This is a genomic window from Yersinia sp. 2540 StPb PI (genome assembly GCF_052217165.1).
Taxonomy (GTDB): domain Bacteria; phylum Pseudomonadota; class Gammaproteobacteria; order Enterobacterales; family Enterobacteriaceae; genus Yersinia; species Yersinia enterocolitica_E.
The window spans coordinates 513504-530757 of sequence record NZ_JAZGQC010000001.1 but is presented as its reverse complement, the minus strand read 5'-3'; the positions used below and the strand labels follow the sequence as shown (position 1 = coordinate 530757).

The following is a 17254-nucleotide window of genomic DNA, read 5'->3' as shown; positions in this document are numbered from 1 at the left end:
CAAATTGCGTAACTTCCTATTCCTTTGGAAAATATCACCTTAGTCTTTATACGGTGAGGATAGGCAGAAGAGTAAAGCGTCCGCGCCAGGGATGGCGCGGCTCGAGCCTCCAGGGATGGATTGACGGCGTCTTTACGATCTGCCTGTTCTCACTGTATTAACACCCTATACGCAGGATAATCGGCTATCCATTACAATGTCCAGAACAGCACGGCGAGTATCTGCGGCGACATTATTCGTAAGAACATCGCCAGTGGGTAAACCGTGGCATAAGAGAGCGCCGCCGCACCGCTGGTGGGGTGCAGGCCATTAGCAAATGCCAACGCCGGAGGATCGGTCATTGACCCGGCTAACATGCCACACAGCGTCAGATAGTTCATCTTAACTAACATGCGTGCCAGAATTCCCACTGTCAGCAACGGGATGCCGGTAATCATCGCGCCATAACCAATCCATGCCAGCCCATCACCATTAACCAGCGTATTGATAAAATCACCGCCGGACTTCAGCCCGACCACTGACAGGAACAGCACAATACCCAACTCACGCAAAGCCAGGTTGGCACTCGGTGGCATAAACCAATACAACTTACCGATGCTACCGATACGCCCGAGAATCAACGCCACCACCAGTGGCCCACCCGCCAGCCCGAGCCGTAATGCCGCCGGGAACCCTGGAATGAATAGTGGTATCGACCCCAGCAATACCCCCAGACCAACACCGATAAATACCGGTAACATCTGCACTTGTTGCAGCTTCTGCTGCGCGTTACCCACGACCGCGGATACCGCCTCAATTGCTTCCGGGCGGCCTACCAAATTAAGAATGTCACCGAATTGCAGACTGGCACTGTTACTGGCCACCAGTTCGATACCCGCACGATTAAGGCGAGTGATGGCCACGTCATACTTCTGCTTCAGATTCAGGTCACGGATTTTCTTACCCAATACCGCTTCATTGGTTACTACCACCCGAGCGGTTTGCAACGCCGTCCCCGCAGTGGAAAGCGTAACGTCCACCTCTTCCCCCACGACCAGCCGCACTTTTTCCAGAGCTTCACGCTGGCCAACCAAATGCAAATAGTCCCCCAGTTCAATCACCGTGGCGGGCAACGGTACCATCAGCAAATCACCACGTTTCAGCCGGGAACAGACCACCTCATCACTATTGAGCAACGGCACATCCTGTACTGACAAACCATGCAGATTGGGGTTGCGCACCGCAACGTTCATGGTTTGTAGCAACTCACGATTCTGCCCGTGGCTACTATCAAACTCTTTGGCCTCACGATCGACGTTGATTTTAAAGAATAAACGAATCAGCCACATCACCAGCAAAATGCCACAAATCCCAAATGGGTATGCCATGGCATAACCCATCCCCATTTGGCTAACCAATTGAGGTGGTGACCCCAAATCAGTAAGGATCTGCTGTGCCGCCCCGAGTGCCGGTGTATTGGTCACCGCCCCCGAAAACACACCCAAAATAATCGGCAGCGGCACGGCAAACAGTTTGTGAATAATGGCAGTCACCAACCCACCGACAATCACCATCAGAATGGCAAAGCAGTTAAGTCGTAACCCCGATACTCGCAGTGAAGAGAAGAACCCCGGTCCGACTTGAATACCGATAGTGTATACAAACAGAATCAGGCCAAACTCCTGAATGAAGTGCAGCATGTCCCCATTAAGAACAACGTCATAGGTTTGTGCAAAATGGCCCACAATAATGCCGCCAAACAGCACCCCGCCAATACCTAATCCAACACCATAGACCTTCCAATTACCGATCCATAACCCCAATACAGCGACCAGCGCCAACATACTGACGGTAAGGGCGATAGCACTCATAAATCACTTCCTTGCCTAAGTTTAAAAACCGGTCGGCCATGTGAAATATCACCAATGTCAGACATAGCCTTAAATTCTTATAATTAGTAGGGATTCTGTCAGAAGGGAGAACGGTTGAATGTGTGATACACCACAAAATGCACCGGAGAGCGGGGAAACTCTCCGGTAAGAAAACGCCGCTAACAAAGCTGCGGCGTTAAGTAAGAAGGGCATCCCGGCACCTCAAGCAAAGGTGCCGGTCATCATAATTACTGCTGTTCAGTTTGCTCGGTTGCCGCCGGGCTATCTAATACTTGACGCTCCGCAGGTGCAGCATTACCAATAGTAATACGCTGAGGTTGCAGTGCTTCCGGCACTTGGCGCAACAGATCAATATGCAGCAGGCCATTTTCAAACTGAGCATTATCTACATTTAGATGCTCAGCCAGAGTAAAGGTCAATGAGAACTCTTTACGTATCAAGCCTTGATGCAGGTATTCAACCTGTTTTTCTACCGGCGCGGGCTTACCGCGTACTGTCAGGCGTGGGCCTTCTACTTCGATATCCAGTTCGCTCTGCTTAAATCCGGCTAATGCCAGTGAGATGCGATAGTGGTTATCATCAGTTTTCTCAATGTTATATGGCGGGAACCCTTGGGCATCCTGACTGCCTTGCATTGAGCTGGCCAGTTTATCAAAACCAATCCACTGACGAAGTAAAGGTGACAAATCATAATTACGCATAAATATAACTCCTTCTAAGAAGCGAGATAATAGAAAGCCGGTCAGTCCCCGATTACGGCAGACTTGGCTCAGTTATTAATAATGTGACTTAGCCATATTATTGAAAAAACATATTAAGCTGATTGCTTAATTTCAATACGGCGCGGTTTTAAACTTTCTGGTACCAATCGCTCAAGATCGATATACAGTAAGCCATTCACTAAGTTGGCACCTTTAATTTTAATATGCTCAGCCAACTGGAATTTCCGCTCGAAGTTACGCTCAGCGATACCTTGATATAAATAGGTGCGAGCTTCAGGCTCACCAGCATGAGACCCTCTAACAATCAATATGTTATCTTGAGTAACAATTTCCAACTCCTGCTCTGCAAAGCCTGCCACAGCAATAGCAATGCGGTAGTTGTTTTCATCTACCAACTCGACGTTATAGGGAGGGTAACCGCCATTACTTTGGTTCTGGCCGGATTCTAATAGATTAAATAACCGGTCGAAACCGATAGCTGAACGATACAATGGAGCAAGCTCGGAATTACGCATAAAAACTGCCTCCTAAATATATTAGCAAGGGTATTATCCTATTTTTAATTAAGCCTTCCACTATGGACAGACTAATGGTCTGAATACCCTATCGGCGTATTCTCTCTGACCTGATAATAAGATGGTATCGGTCTTGTTTTTTTCAAGAGTAAAATCAAAAAAAATTTACGCGAAAAATCTCAATAGGATGTTTATTAAACTAATATTCGATAAATCAGCTGTTATAACTTACACTTAAGTTAAATCAGTCCACAAGATTGAATCTTTGACCATCGGAAGTGTCTGTAAATGGGTGTAACAATTTACGACAAAACCTGACATAGTGTCGTGTCAGTTAATCACGGTATCATGAGAGCTGAGTACAACAATGAGAAATACAGTTATCCCTTTTGTTACCGGTTGTTCTCTGCTGTTCGTTAGTGGCTGCTCAAGCATTATGACCCACACCAGCAGCAGTCAGGGCTACTACTCCGGCACTGAAGCCAATGTGGCGATGCTTAAAGATGACAATACCGGCTGGGCGCTACGGCCCCTGTTGGCAGTAGATCTGCCCTTCTCTGCGGTGATGGATACCCTGCTCCTACCCTACGATTATCTGCGCTCAGACAATGAAGACAAAATGGCCAGCTCCCCGCGCGAGCGTGTCCGCCAATCGGAAATACAAAATCAGCAACCGACACAAACTGTCAGTGCACCGATACAGTAATCACAGCTCGTGCCCTCTCCAGCCCCTGACCGTATTAGCTAAGGGGCCTAGCTTACATTCACAGTAAAGATTTGCACCCACCCATCTATTTCCCGCATAAATGCCACCTTATTACCGTCTGGTGCAAAAACCACCGTATCCGCCAGTGGCGCAACCGCACTGCGAGCCGTCAAACGGCGCAGTTGACCGGTGGTGCTATCACAGAGCATCACACTGTTATCACAGACAAAAGCCAAACTACCGCCCTGTGGATGCCAGCTAAATGCTGATTGAATCCCTCCCTCGCTGAATGTCAGTTGCCGTAGTGAGTCACCATTGGGAGAAACCAGCCATAATTGTACGATACCGCTATCATCTTTCATCAAACAGGCAATGGCACTGCCATCCGGCGATGAACGCAACCAATGACGCGGGCTGGTAGCAAGACCAGGGAAAGGCCGCTCGCTGGTGTAAGTTAGCCGCCGCTGAATCACCCCGGCGGGTGGCGCAGGCAGGGTAGTTTGCGTCCCCTCAAGTGGCTCCGCTCCAGCGCGGGCATACTCTCGGTCATGTTCGGGCAAATCCGCAATAAAGATTTCTGGGATTTTTTCACCCTGCGCTGAGAGGGTGTCGCCGATAAAGGCCAATGCCCAACGCTGACGGGTACCGTCCGTTTTAAGATATCCCCGCGCGCCAATCCACCCCTCCTCGTATGCCCGATTTATCTGGTCACTGCCCGCTTGTGGTATGGGCGTGGTGCGACTGACCAAAACACAGAAATGGCTGCCATCGTATTCGCGAGGATGCTGTTTAGGTGGATTCACGCCATGCAGCGGCAGTGCAATACCCACATTGCGACAATCCAATAACGGGTCTACTTCATGTAGTACATGGTCGTTATAGGTGAAGCTAAGGCGGCTGCCGTCAGGGCTGAAAACGTGGACATGGCTACCACCACGCAATGCTCCTGGGGTATAGGGCGGGGTGATATCCATCGCATCCAGTGTTACCGCCAGCTCTCTATCCGGTTCGGACACAATCACACCGCGCCGATGATGAAAATCATAGTGCCAGTGGCTATCCGGGTGCTCTGGCCCGTGGATAAACACATAACGCGCGGGTGAATCTGGGCTGACCGTCACCACACCAACATGCGCCCCCTGCTGAGCGCGATAAATCACCTCAATATCACCAGTAATACAATTAACCCGCTCAATCGTTAAGCCACTAAAAGTGCTACCATTGGGCCGCACATCATAGGCCAGCCATTGGCTATCAGGGGTCCAGACATTGATATTAGTGAGTTGATGACCGCGAGGATCAAAGGTGAGTTGCTGTTCTTGTGAAGGGGCATCTTGCTGACAGGTCATCTTGGCTCCGGTGATACGGAAGGCTAAATCATTTATACGGATTATATCACCACCCGGTGCTCTGTCTCTGGCCAAATACTCTGCATATCACCACTATCAGCGACATGCAGAGTCAGGGTTTATCCCACCCGTTCTACATCTCCGACCAGGAAGATATAAGAGAGTGCGCCCATAAATGCCACTGCTGCGATATAAATCAGGGAAGGAGCAAAACCATAATCCTGTGCCAGATAACCGACCACCAGTGGAACCGTGATCCCCCCCAGCCCACCGACAAAGTTAAAGACGCCACCCGTCAGGCCAATCAACCGCACTGGTGCCAATGATGAAACCAGTGACCAGGTAATAGAAGCGAAGCCGTTACCGAAGAAAGCCAGCCCCATTAACACCATAATCCAGAACGGATCGTTGGTATAGTTAGCCCCCATAATGCAGGTAGAAAGCAATAAACCGCAGATAATTGGTGTTTTACGGGCAAAGCCAATGGACTTGCCTTTGCGCACCATGCGATCGGCCACTAGCCCAGAGAGCAATACACCAAAGAAAGCCGCCAAAAACGGTACGGTGGTCATAAAGCCGGCTGTCAACGCACTGATATGTTTCTCTTGGGTCAGATAGTTAGGGAACCAGGTCAGGAAGAACCACAGCGTCGAGGTTATGGCAAACTGCCCAATATAGACGCCAACCAGTTTGCGGTTAAATACCAGTTTCCACTCAGCAGCGGTGATGGGGGTTCGGGCTTTTTTCTCGCTCGCAGCATCACCATCAACAATACCGCCACCCGATTGAATGTAATCCAGTTCGGCCTGATTAATACCTTTGGATTTACGTGGTGGCTGATAAACAAAGTGCCATATCAATGCCCATATAACGCCGATCCCCCCAGTGATAATAAATACCCAGTGCCAACTGAGGACTTCCTGTACCCAAATAAGTAATGGAGTCAGAAATGCCAGGCCGACAAACTGACCTGAGGTATAAAAACCAACTGCCGAGGCTCGCTCCTGCTCTGGGAACCAACTGGTGACAATGCGGTTATTGGTTGGGAAAGCAGGCGCTTCAAATAAACCGGTAATCGCACGTAAACCAATTAGGGTGCCCAGCCCGTTCGCAAACCCCTGTAATAAGGTCGCGACTGACCACCCCAAAATAGCAATGAAATACGTCATTTTGGAGCCAACGCGATCGAGGAACCAGCCTCCGGGGATCTGACATAAGGTATAGGTCCAGGCAAAAGCGGAGAAAATATAACCCATCTGGGTTTTGGTGATACCAAATTCTTCCTGAATATGGGCTGAAGCAACAGCAAGGTTGGCTCTATCAACATAACAAATGACAACCGTGACAAATATCATAAATAGTGTCAGATAGCGCCTTTTGCTTGGGGTAGTAGCTAAGGTCATTTCCATGGTAATGATCCCAATTATAATCGGATTAATATACGCCGAAGCTCCCTGCCCGAATTGCTGATAACACTGTCGCATTACCGTATTTTGGGCGCAAGGGAACTCCTGCGTGTAGGGTCGCAATAAATTGTTATTTAATAATATTTCTATTTTCCCACCCGCATTATTAACCGGAAGAAAATAGTTATTTAACGGCTGATATACGCTTTATCTTTGTTAGGATTATTTCCCTGATAATGGTATTAGATAATTTATTAATTAATCGAACGAGGGCAACTTACCATTCAGCGACGGCACCATCAGGATAGCGCCAAACCGGATTTCTCCAATCAGGGGCATTCTTGCTGCGTTCAATCACTAATTCCTCATTGATTTCTACCCCTAAGCCGGGTTTCGTCGGTGGATAGAAATGACCATCGGTCATTTTGAAATCGTCTTTATTAATCACATAATCCAGCAACTCAGCACCTTGGTTGTAATGAATCCCCATGCTTTGCTCCTGCAAGACTGCATTGCGGGCGACAAAATCAAGGTGCAAACAAGACGCCAGTGCAATTGGCCCAAGTGGGCAATGTGGTGCTAATGCCACATCATAAGACTCTGCCATAGCGGCAATTTTAAAGCACTCAGTCAGACCACCAGCATGAGATAAGTCAGGTTGAATAATTGCCAGCCCGCCATCGGCCAATACCCGTTTAAATTCAAAACGGGAGAACATCCGCTCGCCTGCTGCGATAGGAATATGGGTTTGGGCCGCCAGACGGGGATAATATTCTGCCTGTTCAGCTAATACGGGTTCTTCAATAAACAATGGCCGATAAGGTTCTAATTCTTTAATCAGGATTTTTGCCATTGGCGCATTAACCCGACCATGAAAATCTAAACCAAATTCAATACGGTTACCAAAGGCTTCACGAATTTGTGCCACGACTGCTACTGCGGCATCAACTTTACGGGCATTATCGATCAGGCCCATTTCCTCACATCCATTGAGTTTAAACGTATCAAAACCAATCTCAGTGAGTTTATTAATTCCGCTAATCACATCAGACGGACGATCACCGCCAACCCAACTGTAAGCTTTAATTTTATCGCGAACCAATCCACCCAATAATTGGTAAACCGGAACTCCCAACGCTTTACCTTTAATATCCCATAGCGCCTGATCGATGCCGGCAATAGCACTCATCAGAATAGGACCACCGCGATAGAAACTGCCGCGATATAATGTCTGCCAAATATCGTTGATACGTGCCGGGTCTTGCCCAATAACATATTCCGATAACTCGTGTACCGCAGCTTCAACGCTACGAGCACGCCCTTCAATTACCGGTTCACCCCAACCAATAATGCCTTCATCGGTTTCGATTTTCAGAAACATCCAGCGTGGGGGTAAACGGTAAGTGGTTAGCTTGGTAATTTTCATTTGGTGGCATCCTTAAAGGCTTTAATAAACGCAGCCGCTTGTTGTGCGGTCTGAGATACCGATTGGCCTGCGCGGTAAAGGTCACCGCCCAAACCAGCACCAGCACAACCCGCAGCCAAATAAATAGACAAATTCTCAGGAGTAATCCCACCAACGGCAAACACCGGCACCTCAGGGGGCAATACGGCTTTTAATGCTTTGATATAGTCGGGACCAAAAGAGACCGAGGGGAAAATTTTCAGGGCTTGCGCGCCTGCATCCAGCGCCGTGAAAGCTTCAGATGCGGTGGCACACCCAGCGCAAACCGTCATGCCTAACTCCACAGCCCGACGGATCACCGCCGGTTGGGTGTTCGGCGTGACCACCAGCTTGCTGCCCATGCTATGCAACACATCCAGTTGCTCGGGTTTCAGTACCGTGCCCGCACCAATTAATGCACGATGACCAAATTCCGCGACCGTTTGCGCGATACTCACTTCCCATTGTGGGGAATTCAGCGGGATTTCAACCGCATCAAAGCCTGCATCAAGCAAAGCGGCCACATGGTCATGAACTTGCGCGGGTGTGATGCCGCGCAAAATGCCAATCAATGGCATGTTAGTGTTCCATTTCATTTACGATACTCCTGATTCCAGCTTGAAAAGCCTGATCGCCATCCAACACCTGATAAAGCATCCCAGCCATCTCTAGCCCCTGGGTATAGCGCTCAACCAGTTTAGGATTGCCAATCACCGTAATACATTCACCAGCAGCAAGCGGATATTGCTGCTGCATCTGCACGATTTCATTGCCAATCAGCAGGCCAGAAAGCCAGTCGCCGACCGATGTTCGCTTCAATCGACCCAATACATGGGCAGCACGCGTCTCAAACAGACAACGCATGATATTGCTGTCATTAAAGCTTTGCATCAGGCCATCGATAAACGCAGTATTGTCCGGTAATTGAGCCTCCAGCCCTGCCCCCACCAATGAATTATTCAGCAGCAAATAGTGCAATTCACCTGTCATCAGAGTGCGGAAATCCATGACCTGGTCACCCTGCATTTGCACCCATTTACTGTGAGTTCCCGGCATTAAATAGACCGATGAAGGCCGTTCGCTATACGCACCGATCAGTTGGGTTTCTTCACCACGCATCACGTTGCGGTTATCTGGCTTATCAACACATAAACCGGGGATAATCCATGCCCGAATTGGCTCAGCCTCCGCCACATAGGTTAATTGACGCGATACCTGCGTAAGACGGGTTGGACAAGCAAGATAAGGCACTGAAATCCAACCCGCATTGCTGCCAATCATGCCGGCCATCAGCACTGGCAAGTCATACTGTTGCTGCTGCTCACGCCATGGCGCGATAACCTGCTGAAATATCTGCTGCGCACTTTGCCCATTAAAGCGAGTGACCCCGGCTTCGGATCGCAACATATCTACACATTCACCACGTAAATAAAGCCAGGCACGCAGGTTGGTCGATCCCCAATCAATGGCGATATAGCTTTTATCCATAACTCTGCTCACTCATGTAATATCCTTTAGCCGTTTAGCGGAGCTGGCTATCATGGTTAACGCAGCCCGTTCTGCCGCATCAGCATCTTGATGGCGAATAGCGTCATAAAGATCCTGATGCTCTTGTAATGTGCGCGGCATGTTTTCTTCATCAGGCATGTAGGTTCGTTCAAACACCGCCCGTTGCAGAGAGCTGATTGCCACACTGAGTTGCTGTAATACCGGATTGTGTACCGAAGCCAATACCGCCTCGTGATAGCGGATATCCGCTTCGTTAAATGCGTCTCTATCTTGATGATTGGCGATCATTTCATTGAGTGCCGTTTCAATCACCGCCAGCTCTTTCGAGGTTGCCCGTTCGGCAGCCCAGCGGGCGATAGTTGGCTCTACCAGATTACGCACTTCGCTCATCGCACTGATTAAACGTGGGTCATAATCACTGGCCAGCGCCCATTGCAGTACATCGGTATCGAGATAATTCCACTGATTACGGGGCCGGACAAACGCCCCACGAAAACGTTTCACTTCAATCAATCGCTTTGCCATCAGCGCCCGAAAAACCTCACGAATCATGTTACGAGAGGTTTGAAATTCCTCACAAATTTCCGCTTCGGCAGGCAACGGTGAGCCCGGTGGATATTTGCCTTCAACAATCTGCTGACCAATAACCAAAATAATGCGGTCTGTTTTACTGAGTTGTTCTTTTGTCATGTTCGCTCCGGTTATTTCAGGTTAACCAATAATGATTCCCTTACTTTACGCATCTCTTGATTAACCGTCCCCACAACGCCGCACAATTTTCAAATTTTGTCATTCAACACAAAACAGATTGTAGAGCTATATTTTATTTTTGTACTACAATTTGGATCGCAAAATAAGCAATCCATCACAAAATGAATGAAAAAAACGGCATAACCCCTGTGCATTTAGAAATAAAAGTCTAATATGGATTTTTAATTCCAAATAAAATGACCTATGCTTAATCGATATCAGCCCATTGCCGATGCAATCGCCACCCTTTTCTCTCCCTATGCAGAAGTCGTCATTCATGACTTAACCAGCCAAAAATTGGTTTATATCGCCAACAACTATTCACAACGGGAATTAGGGGAAGACTCCAATCTCAGTGAGTTGCGATTTGATCAGCACTCACAGGTGATCGGGCCTTACCAAAAGCGTAATTGGGATGGCCGTCAACTGCGTTCCATCAGCACGGTATTACGTGATGACAATAGGCAGCCGATTGGATTGTTATGTATCAATCTGGATATCACTGTATTTGAAAGTGCCAAAGCAGCACTGGAGCTATTCCTGTCAGGGCAGCAACTACAGCCACAACCGGATGTGCTGTTTCAGGATGATTGGCAGGAACGCATCAACACTTATATCCATCATTGGTTACAGCAGCAGCAGCTGACGCTAGCAGCTTTGAATAATGCCAGCCGCCGGATGCTCATTGAGGCCCTCTATCAACAGGGCGCATTCAACGGTAAGAATGCAGCCGGTTACGTGGCAAAAATCCTCGGTATTGGTCGGGCGACTGTTTATAACCATTTGAAAAATATAAAAACCAACTAAAGGATTTTAAGGAACCGTCATGAATACATTATTCGATGCCATTAAAGAAGCTCATCAGGTATTACGCCCACAAGTGAGAGTGACGCCGCTGGAATATAGCCCATTGCTATCGCAGCACAGTGGCTGCGAAATCTATCTTAAGTGCGAACATCTGCAACATACCGGTTCTTTTAAATTTCGTGGGGCCAGTAACAAGTTGCGTTTATTGACCGATGAACAGCGCCAGAACGGCGTTATTACTGCCTCGACCGGTAACCACGGGCAGGCTATGGCGCTAGCGGGGAAACTGGCAGGAGTGAAAGCCACCATATATGCGCCAGAGCAAGCGGCAGCTATCAAGCTGGAAGTTATTCGCGCACTGGGCGGCCAGATTGAACTGGTAGCGGGTGATGCTTTAAATGCCGAACTGGCTGCGAGTATCGCCGCAGAGCAGCAGGGCAAAGTCTATATCTCTCCTTATAACGACCCGCAAGTGATTGCCGGGCAAGGTACCTGTGGCATGGAGATGGTGGAACAGCAACCAGACCTTGATGCGGTGTTTGTGGCCGTTGGCGGTGGTGGCCTGATTTCTGGTATTGCGACAGTTTTAAAGAAATTATCGGATAAAACACAGGTGATTGGTTGCTGGCCGGCGAATGCCACCAGCATGTATACCTGCCTGCAAAATGGCCAAATCCAGGAAGTGGCAGAGCAGGAAACCCTGTCTGACGGTACTGCCGGAGGTGTTGAACCCGGAGCCATCACCTTCGCACTTTGCCAACAGTTGATCGATCAGAAAGTCCTGGTGAGTGAGCAGGAAATCAAAGATGCCATGCGGTTGATTGCCCACACAGACCGTTGGATGATTGAAGGTGCCGCTGGTGTGGCATTAGCGGCAGCGTTGAAACTGGCACCACGTTGGCAAGGTAAGAAAGTGGCAGTGGTACTGTGCGGTAAAAATATCGTACTGGAAAAATATCTGGGAGCCATCGCCGAATGCTAATTTTGAGTAAGCAACAGATCCTTGACAAGTTCGATGCAGATGCCATCACCTTGCTGCTCAAAGAGGGCTTTATTGCCTATAGCCAGCAGCAAGTGCAAATGCCCCCAGTGCAACATTTGCTGTTTGGGCAAGCCAACGGTGATTGCTGTATTAAAAGTGGGTATTTGCAGGGTGACAGTCAGTTTGTGGTAAAGGTTTCCGGCGGTTTCTATGATAATCCCGCGCAAGGATTGGCCAGTAATCAAGGGCTGATGATGGCCTTTTCCGCCCTTACTGGCGAGCCACAAGCTATCTTGCTCGATGAGGGGTGGTTAACTGCGCTGCGTACTGCGCTGGCCGGGCGAATTGCCGCCGAGCTTTGCGCACCAAAACATATCAGTGCTATTGGTATCATCGGTACCGGTATGCAGGCACGGCTACATCTGATGTACCTAAAAAGTGTGGTGGCATGCCGTGCGCTATGGGTTTGGGGTCGCAGTGAAACGGCATTAGAGGAGTATCGGCAGTATGCTGAAGATGAAGGTTTCGAGGTTAATACCACACTGAATGCCGCAGAGTTAGCCCGTCACTGCCAGTTGATTATCACCACCACACCGAGCAGAGAACCTATCTTGCAAGCGGCGGATATTCAGCCAGGAACCCATATTACGGCGGTCGGTGCAGATAGTGCAGGTAAACATGAGCTATCCCCTGAACTGGTAGCTAAAGCCGATAAAATCTTGCTGGACTCATGGGCGCAATGCTCAGAATTTGGTGAGATTTCGCAGGCATTCCAGCAAGGGCTATTAGCAACTCACACCTTAACTGAGGTGGGTTCAGTTTTAGCGCAAGGTATCTCTTTTAGAGATAATGACCAACAGATTACTCTGGCGGATTTAACCGGATTAGGGATTCAGGATGTGCAAATAGTGAAAGGGATTCTAGGGTGATAAAAGAGAGGGTAGGCTTTTAGATTCTCTCTGTTGACCTTGAGCGCAATCAGGAATATTGCCGACAAAGTTTACAGGCCGAATGAGCCGCATGGACGCGGCGAAAGGTGCTGTCGAGCTGGGAGCGAGTCAGCACCGGTTCGATTAGCCGGTAAGCTGCCGGAGGGTATGGCGAAGCCACAATATTTCGCGCAAGCCGCAGGTGCAGGAGGGCCGGCCAGCCCTCTTGCTCGGTTGAGGCATAACGGTCGGCAATAGCAACAAATCGAATATCAACCGTAACCTGATCCGAGCAGCAAATTAATGAGCTACTGCATCAGTTAAATATCAAAGTACAAATTTCTCTATCGCTACCGCCACACCGTCTTCACTGTTGGTACATGTGACAAACTGCGCTATCTCTTTCAATTCAGGGATAGCATTCCCCATTGCAACACCGACACCAGCATAGTTAACCATCGCAATATCATTACCCTGATCACCCAAAGCCATCACATTTTCCTGCGCAATGCCTAAGTGATCTGCCAGCATTTTCACCCCAGTCCCCTTATCCACTCGCTTACTCAGGATTTCCAGATAAAACGGTGCACTCTTCATGATAGTGAAACGCTCAAAAGCTTCGGCTGGCATCATCGCTAAGGCACGATCCAGTTTTTCTGGCTCGTCAATCATCATCACTTTAGGAAAGCGTAATGTTGGGTCCATCTCTTCGATTGCACGATATTTCAATGGAATACCGGTCAATAACACTTCATGTAGGGTATATTTGCTGATGTCTTTATTCGCGGTATATAAGGTATCAAAATCAAAAGCCTGGAAGCTAACATCCATTTTGCGCGATAAAGCCTCGAAATAGAGGTAGTCCTCAAAACTGATAGTTTCCTGCAAAATACACTCACCCGTGGCGGCTTTTTGCACTAACGCACCGTTATTGCTGATGCAATAATCACCACTGTTTTGCATATTTAATTCACGTAAATAACGTTGGACCCCAATATAGGGCCGACCCGTGGCCAATACCACACAGACCCCTTTCGCCCGGGCAGCATCAATAGCCTGCTTTACCCGTGGAGTGATTTCGTGCTGCGGATTCAGTAACGTGCCGTCCATATCGATAGCGATTAATTCAATAGCCATAGGCCCTCACATTTATATAGCGAATGCCTCATGCTAACGCGATTCAGCATAAAAATGCGAGAAAATGATGTTGGTTCAGACTATGCATTACTACCAAAGAAATTGGTTGGAATACAAAATAGGCATAAGATAATGAGCAGGTAAATGATAAAAGCGAAAGTACAAAGGTAATTTTCTGAGAATTGGCTGATAATGCCTAACAAAGTATGTACCGTGAACATGCTCCAACCCGGTAATCCAATGTCCCGAAACCGCTTTGCCTCAATATTTGCTGAGGCAAACACCAGAAAAAAAGCCATCACTACAATCACGCAGCCTAAAATAGCAATTATAAAATTTGATGCATTAGCGTTTTCATAGGCTAAAAAGAAAGGCACGCCAGCAAATAAACCTATCAATAATGGCAAGATAAACGTAGCAATATAACAAACCAAAAATCTTACTCTGCCCAATCTGCCATCACGAACCTCACAAAATAATTCTGCTGCTAATCCCATGCACCTACCTCTCCTACGTAAATATTAAAAAAATTATTAACGCAAGACTAGCGACAAGAGACGATGAAGTCCTTATTGAGAAAAGAGAATTTCCTTTTATTTTTACATTAAGAGCCTTGTTTCCTGCATTAAAGATATTTAGGGTTTTGGCAAAAAAAAACCCAGTAGCAGTTTCCCGCTCTGGGCTTTCTATCCGATCAATCGCTTATCAGATTAAATATCGATATTGGCTGCGCGTAACGCATTCTCTTCGATAAAGGCACGACGAGGCTCAACCGCATCACCCATCAGGGTGGTGAATAACTGATCCGCTGCAACGGCATCTTTCACCATCACTCGCAGCATACGGCGGCTGGTTGGGTCCATGGTGGTTTCCCACAACTGCTCTGGGTTCATTTCACCCAAGCCTTTATAGCGCTGAATTGCCAAGCCACGGCGAGACTCTTTCACTAACCAGTCCAGCGCATCTTCAAAGCTTGAAACCGGCACTCGGCGTTCGCCACGTTCAACAAATGCGCCTTCTTCAATTAAGCCACGCAGTTTTTCGCCCAGTAGGCAGATCTTGCGATACTCACCGCCGTGGACAAAATCAAAGTCCAGATCATAATCGGTATCTACACCGTGGGTACGGATACGCAATATTGGCTCGAACAATTGACGCTCACGGTTTTCGCGCACCACAGAACTGTAGCTGCTGCCGTGCTGCTCTTTTTCATTCAGTAACACCACCAGCGAATCAATCCACTGTGTCACCACTTCTTTATCGCTCAAATCCTCTTCTTTCAAGGTTGGCTGATAAATCAGGTTATTCAGCAAAGCACGCGGATAACGGCGCTCCATACGAGCAATGGTCTTCTGAACGCTATAATGCTCAGCAACCAGTTTCTCAAAATGCTCGCCCACTAGCGGTGGTGCCTCAGGATTGACGTGTAATGCAGCGCCATCCAGTGCCAGTGTCATCTGATACTGTTCCATCGCATCATCATCTTTGATGTATTGCTCTTGTTTGCCTTTTTTCACTTTATACAGTGGCGGCTGAGCGATAAACACATGGCCACGCTCAATAATTTCCGGCATCTGACGGTAGAAGAAGGTCAATAGCAACGTGCGGATGTGAGAACCATCCACGTCGGCATCGGTCATGATAATGATATTGTGGTAGCGCAGTTTGTCAGGGTTATATTCATCCCGGCCAATACCACAACCCAATGCAGTAATCAGCGTTGCGACTTCCTGTGAAGAAAGCATTTTGTCAAAGCGCGCTTTCTCAACGTTCAGGATTTTACCTTTCAACGGCAAAATGGCCTGGTTCTTACGGTTACGGCCTTGTTTCGCAGAGCCGCCCGCAGAGTCCCCTTCCACTAAGTAGAGTTCGGACAACGCCGGATCTCGTTCCTGACAATCTGCCAGTTTGCCTGGCAAACCTGCCAGGTCCAGCGCGCCTTTACGGCGTGTCATTTCACGCGCTTTACGTGCAGCTTCACGTGCACGGGCAGCATCGATAATTTTGCCAACCACGATTTTGGCGTCGCTTGGGTTTTCCAGCAAATACTCAACCAACTTCTCGTTCATCAGCGTTTCGACCGCAGTTTTCACTTCAGAAGAAACCAATTTATCTTTGGTCTGTGAGGAGAATTTAGGGTCCGGCACTTTAACAGAAACAACAGCAATCAGGCCTTCACGGGCATCATCACCAGTGGCACTGATTTTCGCTTTCTTGCTGTAGCCTTCTTTGTCCATATAGCTGTTCAGCGTACGGGTCATCGCCGTGCGGAAGCCCACCAAGTGAGTACCACCATCGCGCTGCGGAATGTTATTGGTGAAGCAGTAGATATTTTCTTGGAAACCATCGTTCCACTGCAATGCCACTTCCACACCGATATCATCTTTCATGGTGGAGAAATAGAACACTTTCGGGTGGATCGGGGTTTTGTTTTTATTCAGATACTCAACAAACGCCCGAATACCCCCTTCATAATGGAAGTGGTCTTCTCTGTCGTTACGCTTGTCTTTCAGTTTGATTGATACACCGGAGTTCAGGAATGACAGCTCGCGCAGACGCTTAGCCAGAATTTCATACTGGAATTCGATGTTATTGGTAAAGGTCTGGAAACTCGGCCAGAAACGCACGGTCGTCCCGGTCTGATCGGTTTCACCCACCACTTTCAGTGGTGCCTGAGGCACGCCCATTTTGTAGGTTTGCTCGTGAACTTTTCCTTCACGACGAATAACCAATTCCAGCTTTTCAGACAGGGCGTTAACAACGGACACACCCACGCCGTGCAAACCGCCGGAAACTTTGTAAGAGTTATCGTCAAATTTACCGCCAGCATGCAACACGGTCATGATGACCTCTGCGGCTGATACCCCTTCCTCTTCGTGCATACCGGTTGGGATACCACGGCCATCATCCTGCACAGAAACAGAGTTATCCGAATGGATGGTGACTATAATTTCTTTACAGTGGCCAGCGAGGGCTTCGTCGATAGCGTTGTCCACAACCTCGAATACCATGTGGTGCAGACCGGTACCGTCATCAGTATCACCGATATACATGCCCGGACGCTTACGAACCGCATCCAGCCCTTTTAATACCTTGATACTTGAGGAGTCATAAGTATTCGACATCA

The 17254-nt window shown here is 48.3% G+C and carries 16 protein-coding genes; 4 read left to right on the top strand and 12 right to left on the bottom strand.

The window, feature by feature from the left end; all coding sequences use genetic code 11:
• Positions 1 to 191 precede the first annotated feature (191 nt).
• From V1956_RS02385 to ibpA, 3 genes are all read right to left on the bottom strand, one after another.
• Positions 192 to 1850: a putative transporter gene (locus tag V1956_RS02385; protein ID WP_372560207.1), complete on the bottom strand. Its 1659-nt coding sequence runs from the start codon at positions 1848 to 1850 to the stop codon at positions 192 to 194.
• 248 nt (positions 1851 to 2098) lie between these two features.
• Complete coding sequence (gene ibpB, locus V1956_RS02380; protein ID WP_083161508.1) at positions 2099 to 2572, bottom strand: small heat shock chaperone IbpB; 474 nt, start codon at positions 2570 to 2572, stop codon at positions 2099 to 2101.
• A gap of 113 nt (positions 2573 to 2685) precedes the next feature.
• Positions 2686 to 3108, bottom strand: a complete 423-nt coding sequence (gene ibpA / locus V1956_RS02375; RefSeq protein WP_372560206.1) for a small heat shock chaperone IbpA — start codon at positions 3106 to 3108, stop codon at positions 2686 to 2688.
• A gap of 367 nt (positions 3109 to 3475) precedes the next feature.
• On the opposite strand from ibpA, the gene V1956_RS02370 reads away from it, so the two are divergent.
• Positions 3476 to 3814, top strand: coding sequence for a YceK/YidQ family lipoprotein (locus V1956_RS02370; RefSeq protein ID WP_372560205.1), 339 nt, complete (start codon positions 3476 to 3478; stop codon positions 3812 to 3814).
• A gap of 47 nt (positions 3815 to 3861) precedes the next feature.
• On the opposite strand, the gene V1956_RS02365 is transcribed toward V1956_RS02370, so the two are convergent.
• From V1956_RS02365 to dgoR, 6 genes are all read right to left on the bottom strand, one after another.
• Positions 3862 to 5163, bottom strand: coding sequence for a DUF3748 domain-containing protein (locus V1956_RS02365; RefSeq protein ID WP_442824770.1), 1302 nt, complete (start codon positions 5161 to 5163; stop codon positions 3862 to 3864).
• 119 nt (positions 5164 to 5282) lie between these two features.
• A complete protein-coding gene (locus tag V1956_RS02360; protein WP_442824769.1) occupies positions 5283 to 6572 on the bottom strand; it encodes an MFS transporter in 1290 nt (429 codons plus the stop codon).
• 274 nt (positions 6573 to 6846) lie between these two features.
• Entirely contained in the window at positions 6847 to 7995 is a 1149-nt protein-coding gene (gene dgoD, locus V1956_RS02355) for a galactonate dehydratase (RefSeq protein WP_372560204.1), read from the bottom strand.
• Positions 7992 to 8609: a 2-dehydro-3-deoxy-6-phosphogalactonate aldolase gene (locus V1956_RS02350; protein ID WP_372560203.1), complete on the bottom strand. Its 618-nt coding sequence runs from the start codon at positions 8607 to 8609 to the stop codon at positions 7992 to 7994. Before V1956_RS02350 ends, dgoD begins: the two co-directional genes overlap by 4 nt.
• Positions 8593 to 9501, bottom strand: coding sequence for a 2-dehydro-3-deoxygalactonokinase (locus V1956_RS02345; protein WP_442825774.1), 909 nt, complete (start codon positions 9499 to 9501; stop codon positions 8593 to 8595). The genes V1956_RS02350 and V1956_RS02345 overlap by 17 nt, the downstream gene beginning before the upstream one ends.
• 12 nt (positions 9502 to 9513) lie before the next feature.
• Positions 9514 to 10212, bottom strand: a complete 699-nt coding sequence (gene dgoR, locus V1956_RS02340; RefSeq protein ID WP_005186776.1) for a D-galactonate utilization transcriptional regulator DgoR — start codon at positions 10210 to 10212, stop codon at positions 9514 to 9516.
• Between the two features lie 264 nt (positions 10213 to 10476).
• On the opposite strand from dgoR, the gene V1956_RS02335 reads away from it, so the two are divergent.
• Genes V1956_RS02335 through V1956_RS02325 form a run of 3 tightly spaced genes read left to right on the top strand, consistent with a single transcriptional unit; the run spans position 10477 to position 12990 of the window.
• Positions 10477 to 11079: a helix-turn-helix transcriptional regulator gene (locus tag V1956_RS02335; RefSeq protein ID WP_442824768.1), complete on the top strand. Its 603-nt coding sequence runs from the start codon at positions 10477 to 10479 to the stop codon at positions 11077 to 11079.
• A 19-nt stretch (positions 11080 to 11098) separates the two neighbouring features.
• Positions 11099 to 12061, top strand: a complete 963-nt coding sequence (locus V1956_RS02330) for a threonine/serine dehydratase (protein WP_372560202.1) — start codon at positions 11099 to 11101, stop codon at positions 12059 to 12061.
• The gene (locus tag V1956_RS02325; protein ID WP_372560201.1) at positions 12055 to 12990 is read left to right on the top strand and encodes an ornithine cyclodeaminase family protein; all 936 of its coding nucleotides are present in this window, start codon (positions 12055 to 12057) and stop codon (positions 12988 to 12990) included. Before V1956_RS02330 ends, V1956_RS02325 begins: the two co-directional genes overlap by 7 nt.
• A gap of 327 nt (positions 12991 to 13317) precedes the next feature.
• Here the strand turns inward: V1956_RS02325 and yidA are convergent, their stop codons facing one another.
• The 3 genes from yidA to gyrB all read right to left on the bottom strand — a co-directional run bounded on the left by yidA (position 13318) and on the right by gyrB (position 17252).
• Complete coding sequence (gene yidA, locus V1956_RS02320) at positions 13318 to 14127, bottom strand: sugar-phosphatase (protein ID WP_083161529.1); 810 nt, start codon at positions 14125 to 14127, stop codon at positions 13318 to 13320.
• Between the two features lie 80 nt (positions 14128 to 14207).
• Positions 14208 to 14624, bottom strand: a complete 417-nt coding sequence (locus V1956_RS02315; RefSeq protein WP_420074400.1) for a DUF805 domain-containing protein — start codon at positions 14622 to 14624, stop codon at positions 14208 to 14210.
• 213 nt (positions 14625 to 14837) lie between these two features.
• On the bottom strand, positions 14838 to 17252 hold the full coding sequence (gene gyrB / locus V1956_RS02310; RefSeq protein ID WP_372560199.1) for a DNA topoisomerase (ATP-hydrolyzing) subunit B: 2415 nt from the start codon (positions 17250 to 17252) through the stop codon (positions 14838 to 14840).
• Between the last annotated feature and the right edge of the window lie 2 nt (positions 17253 to 17254).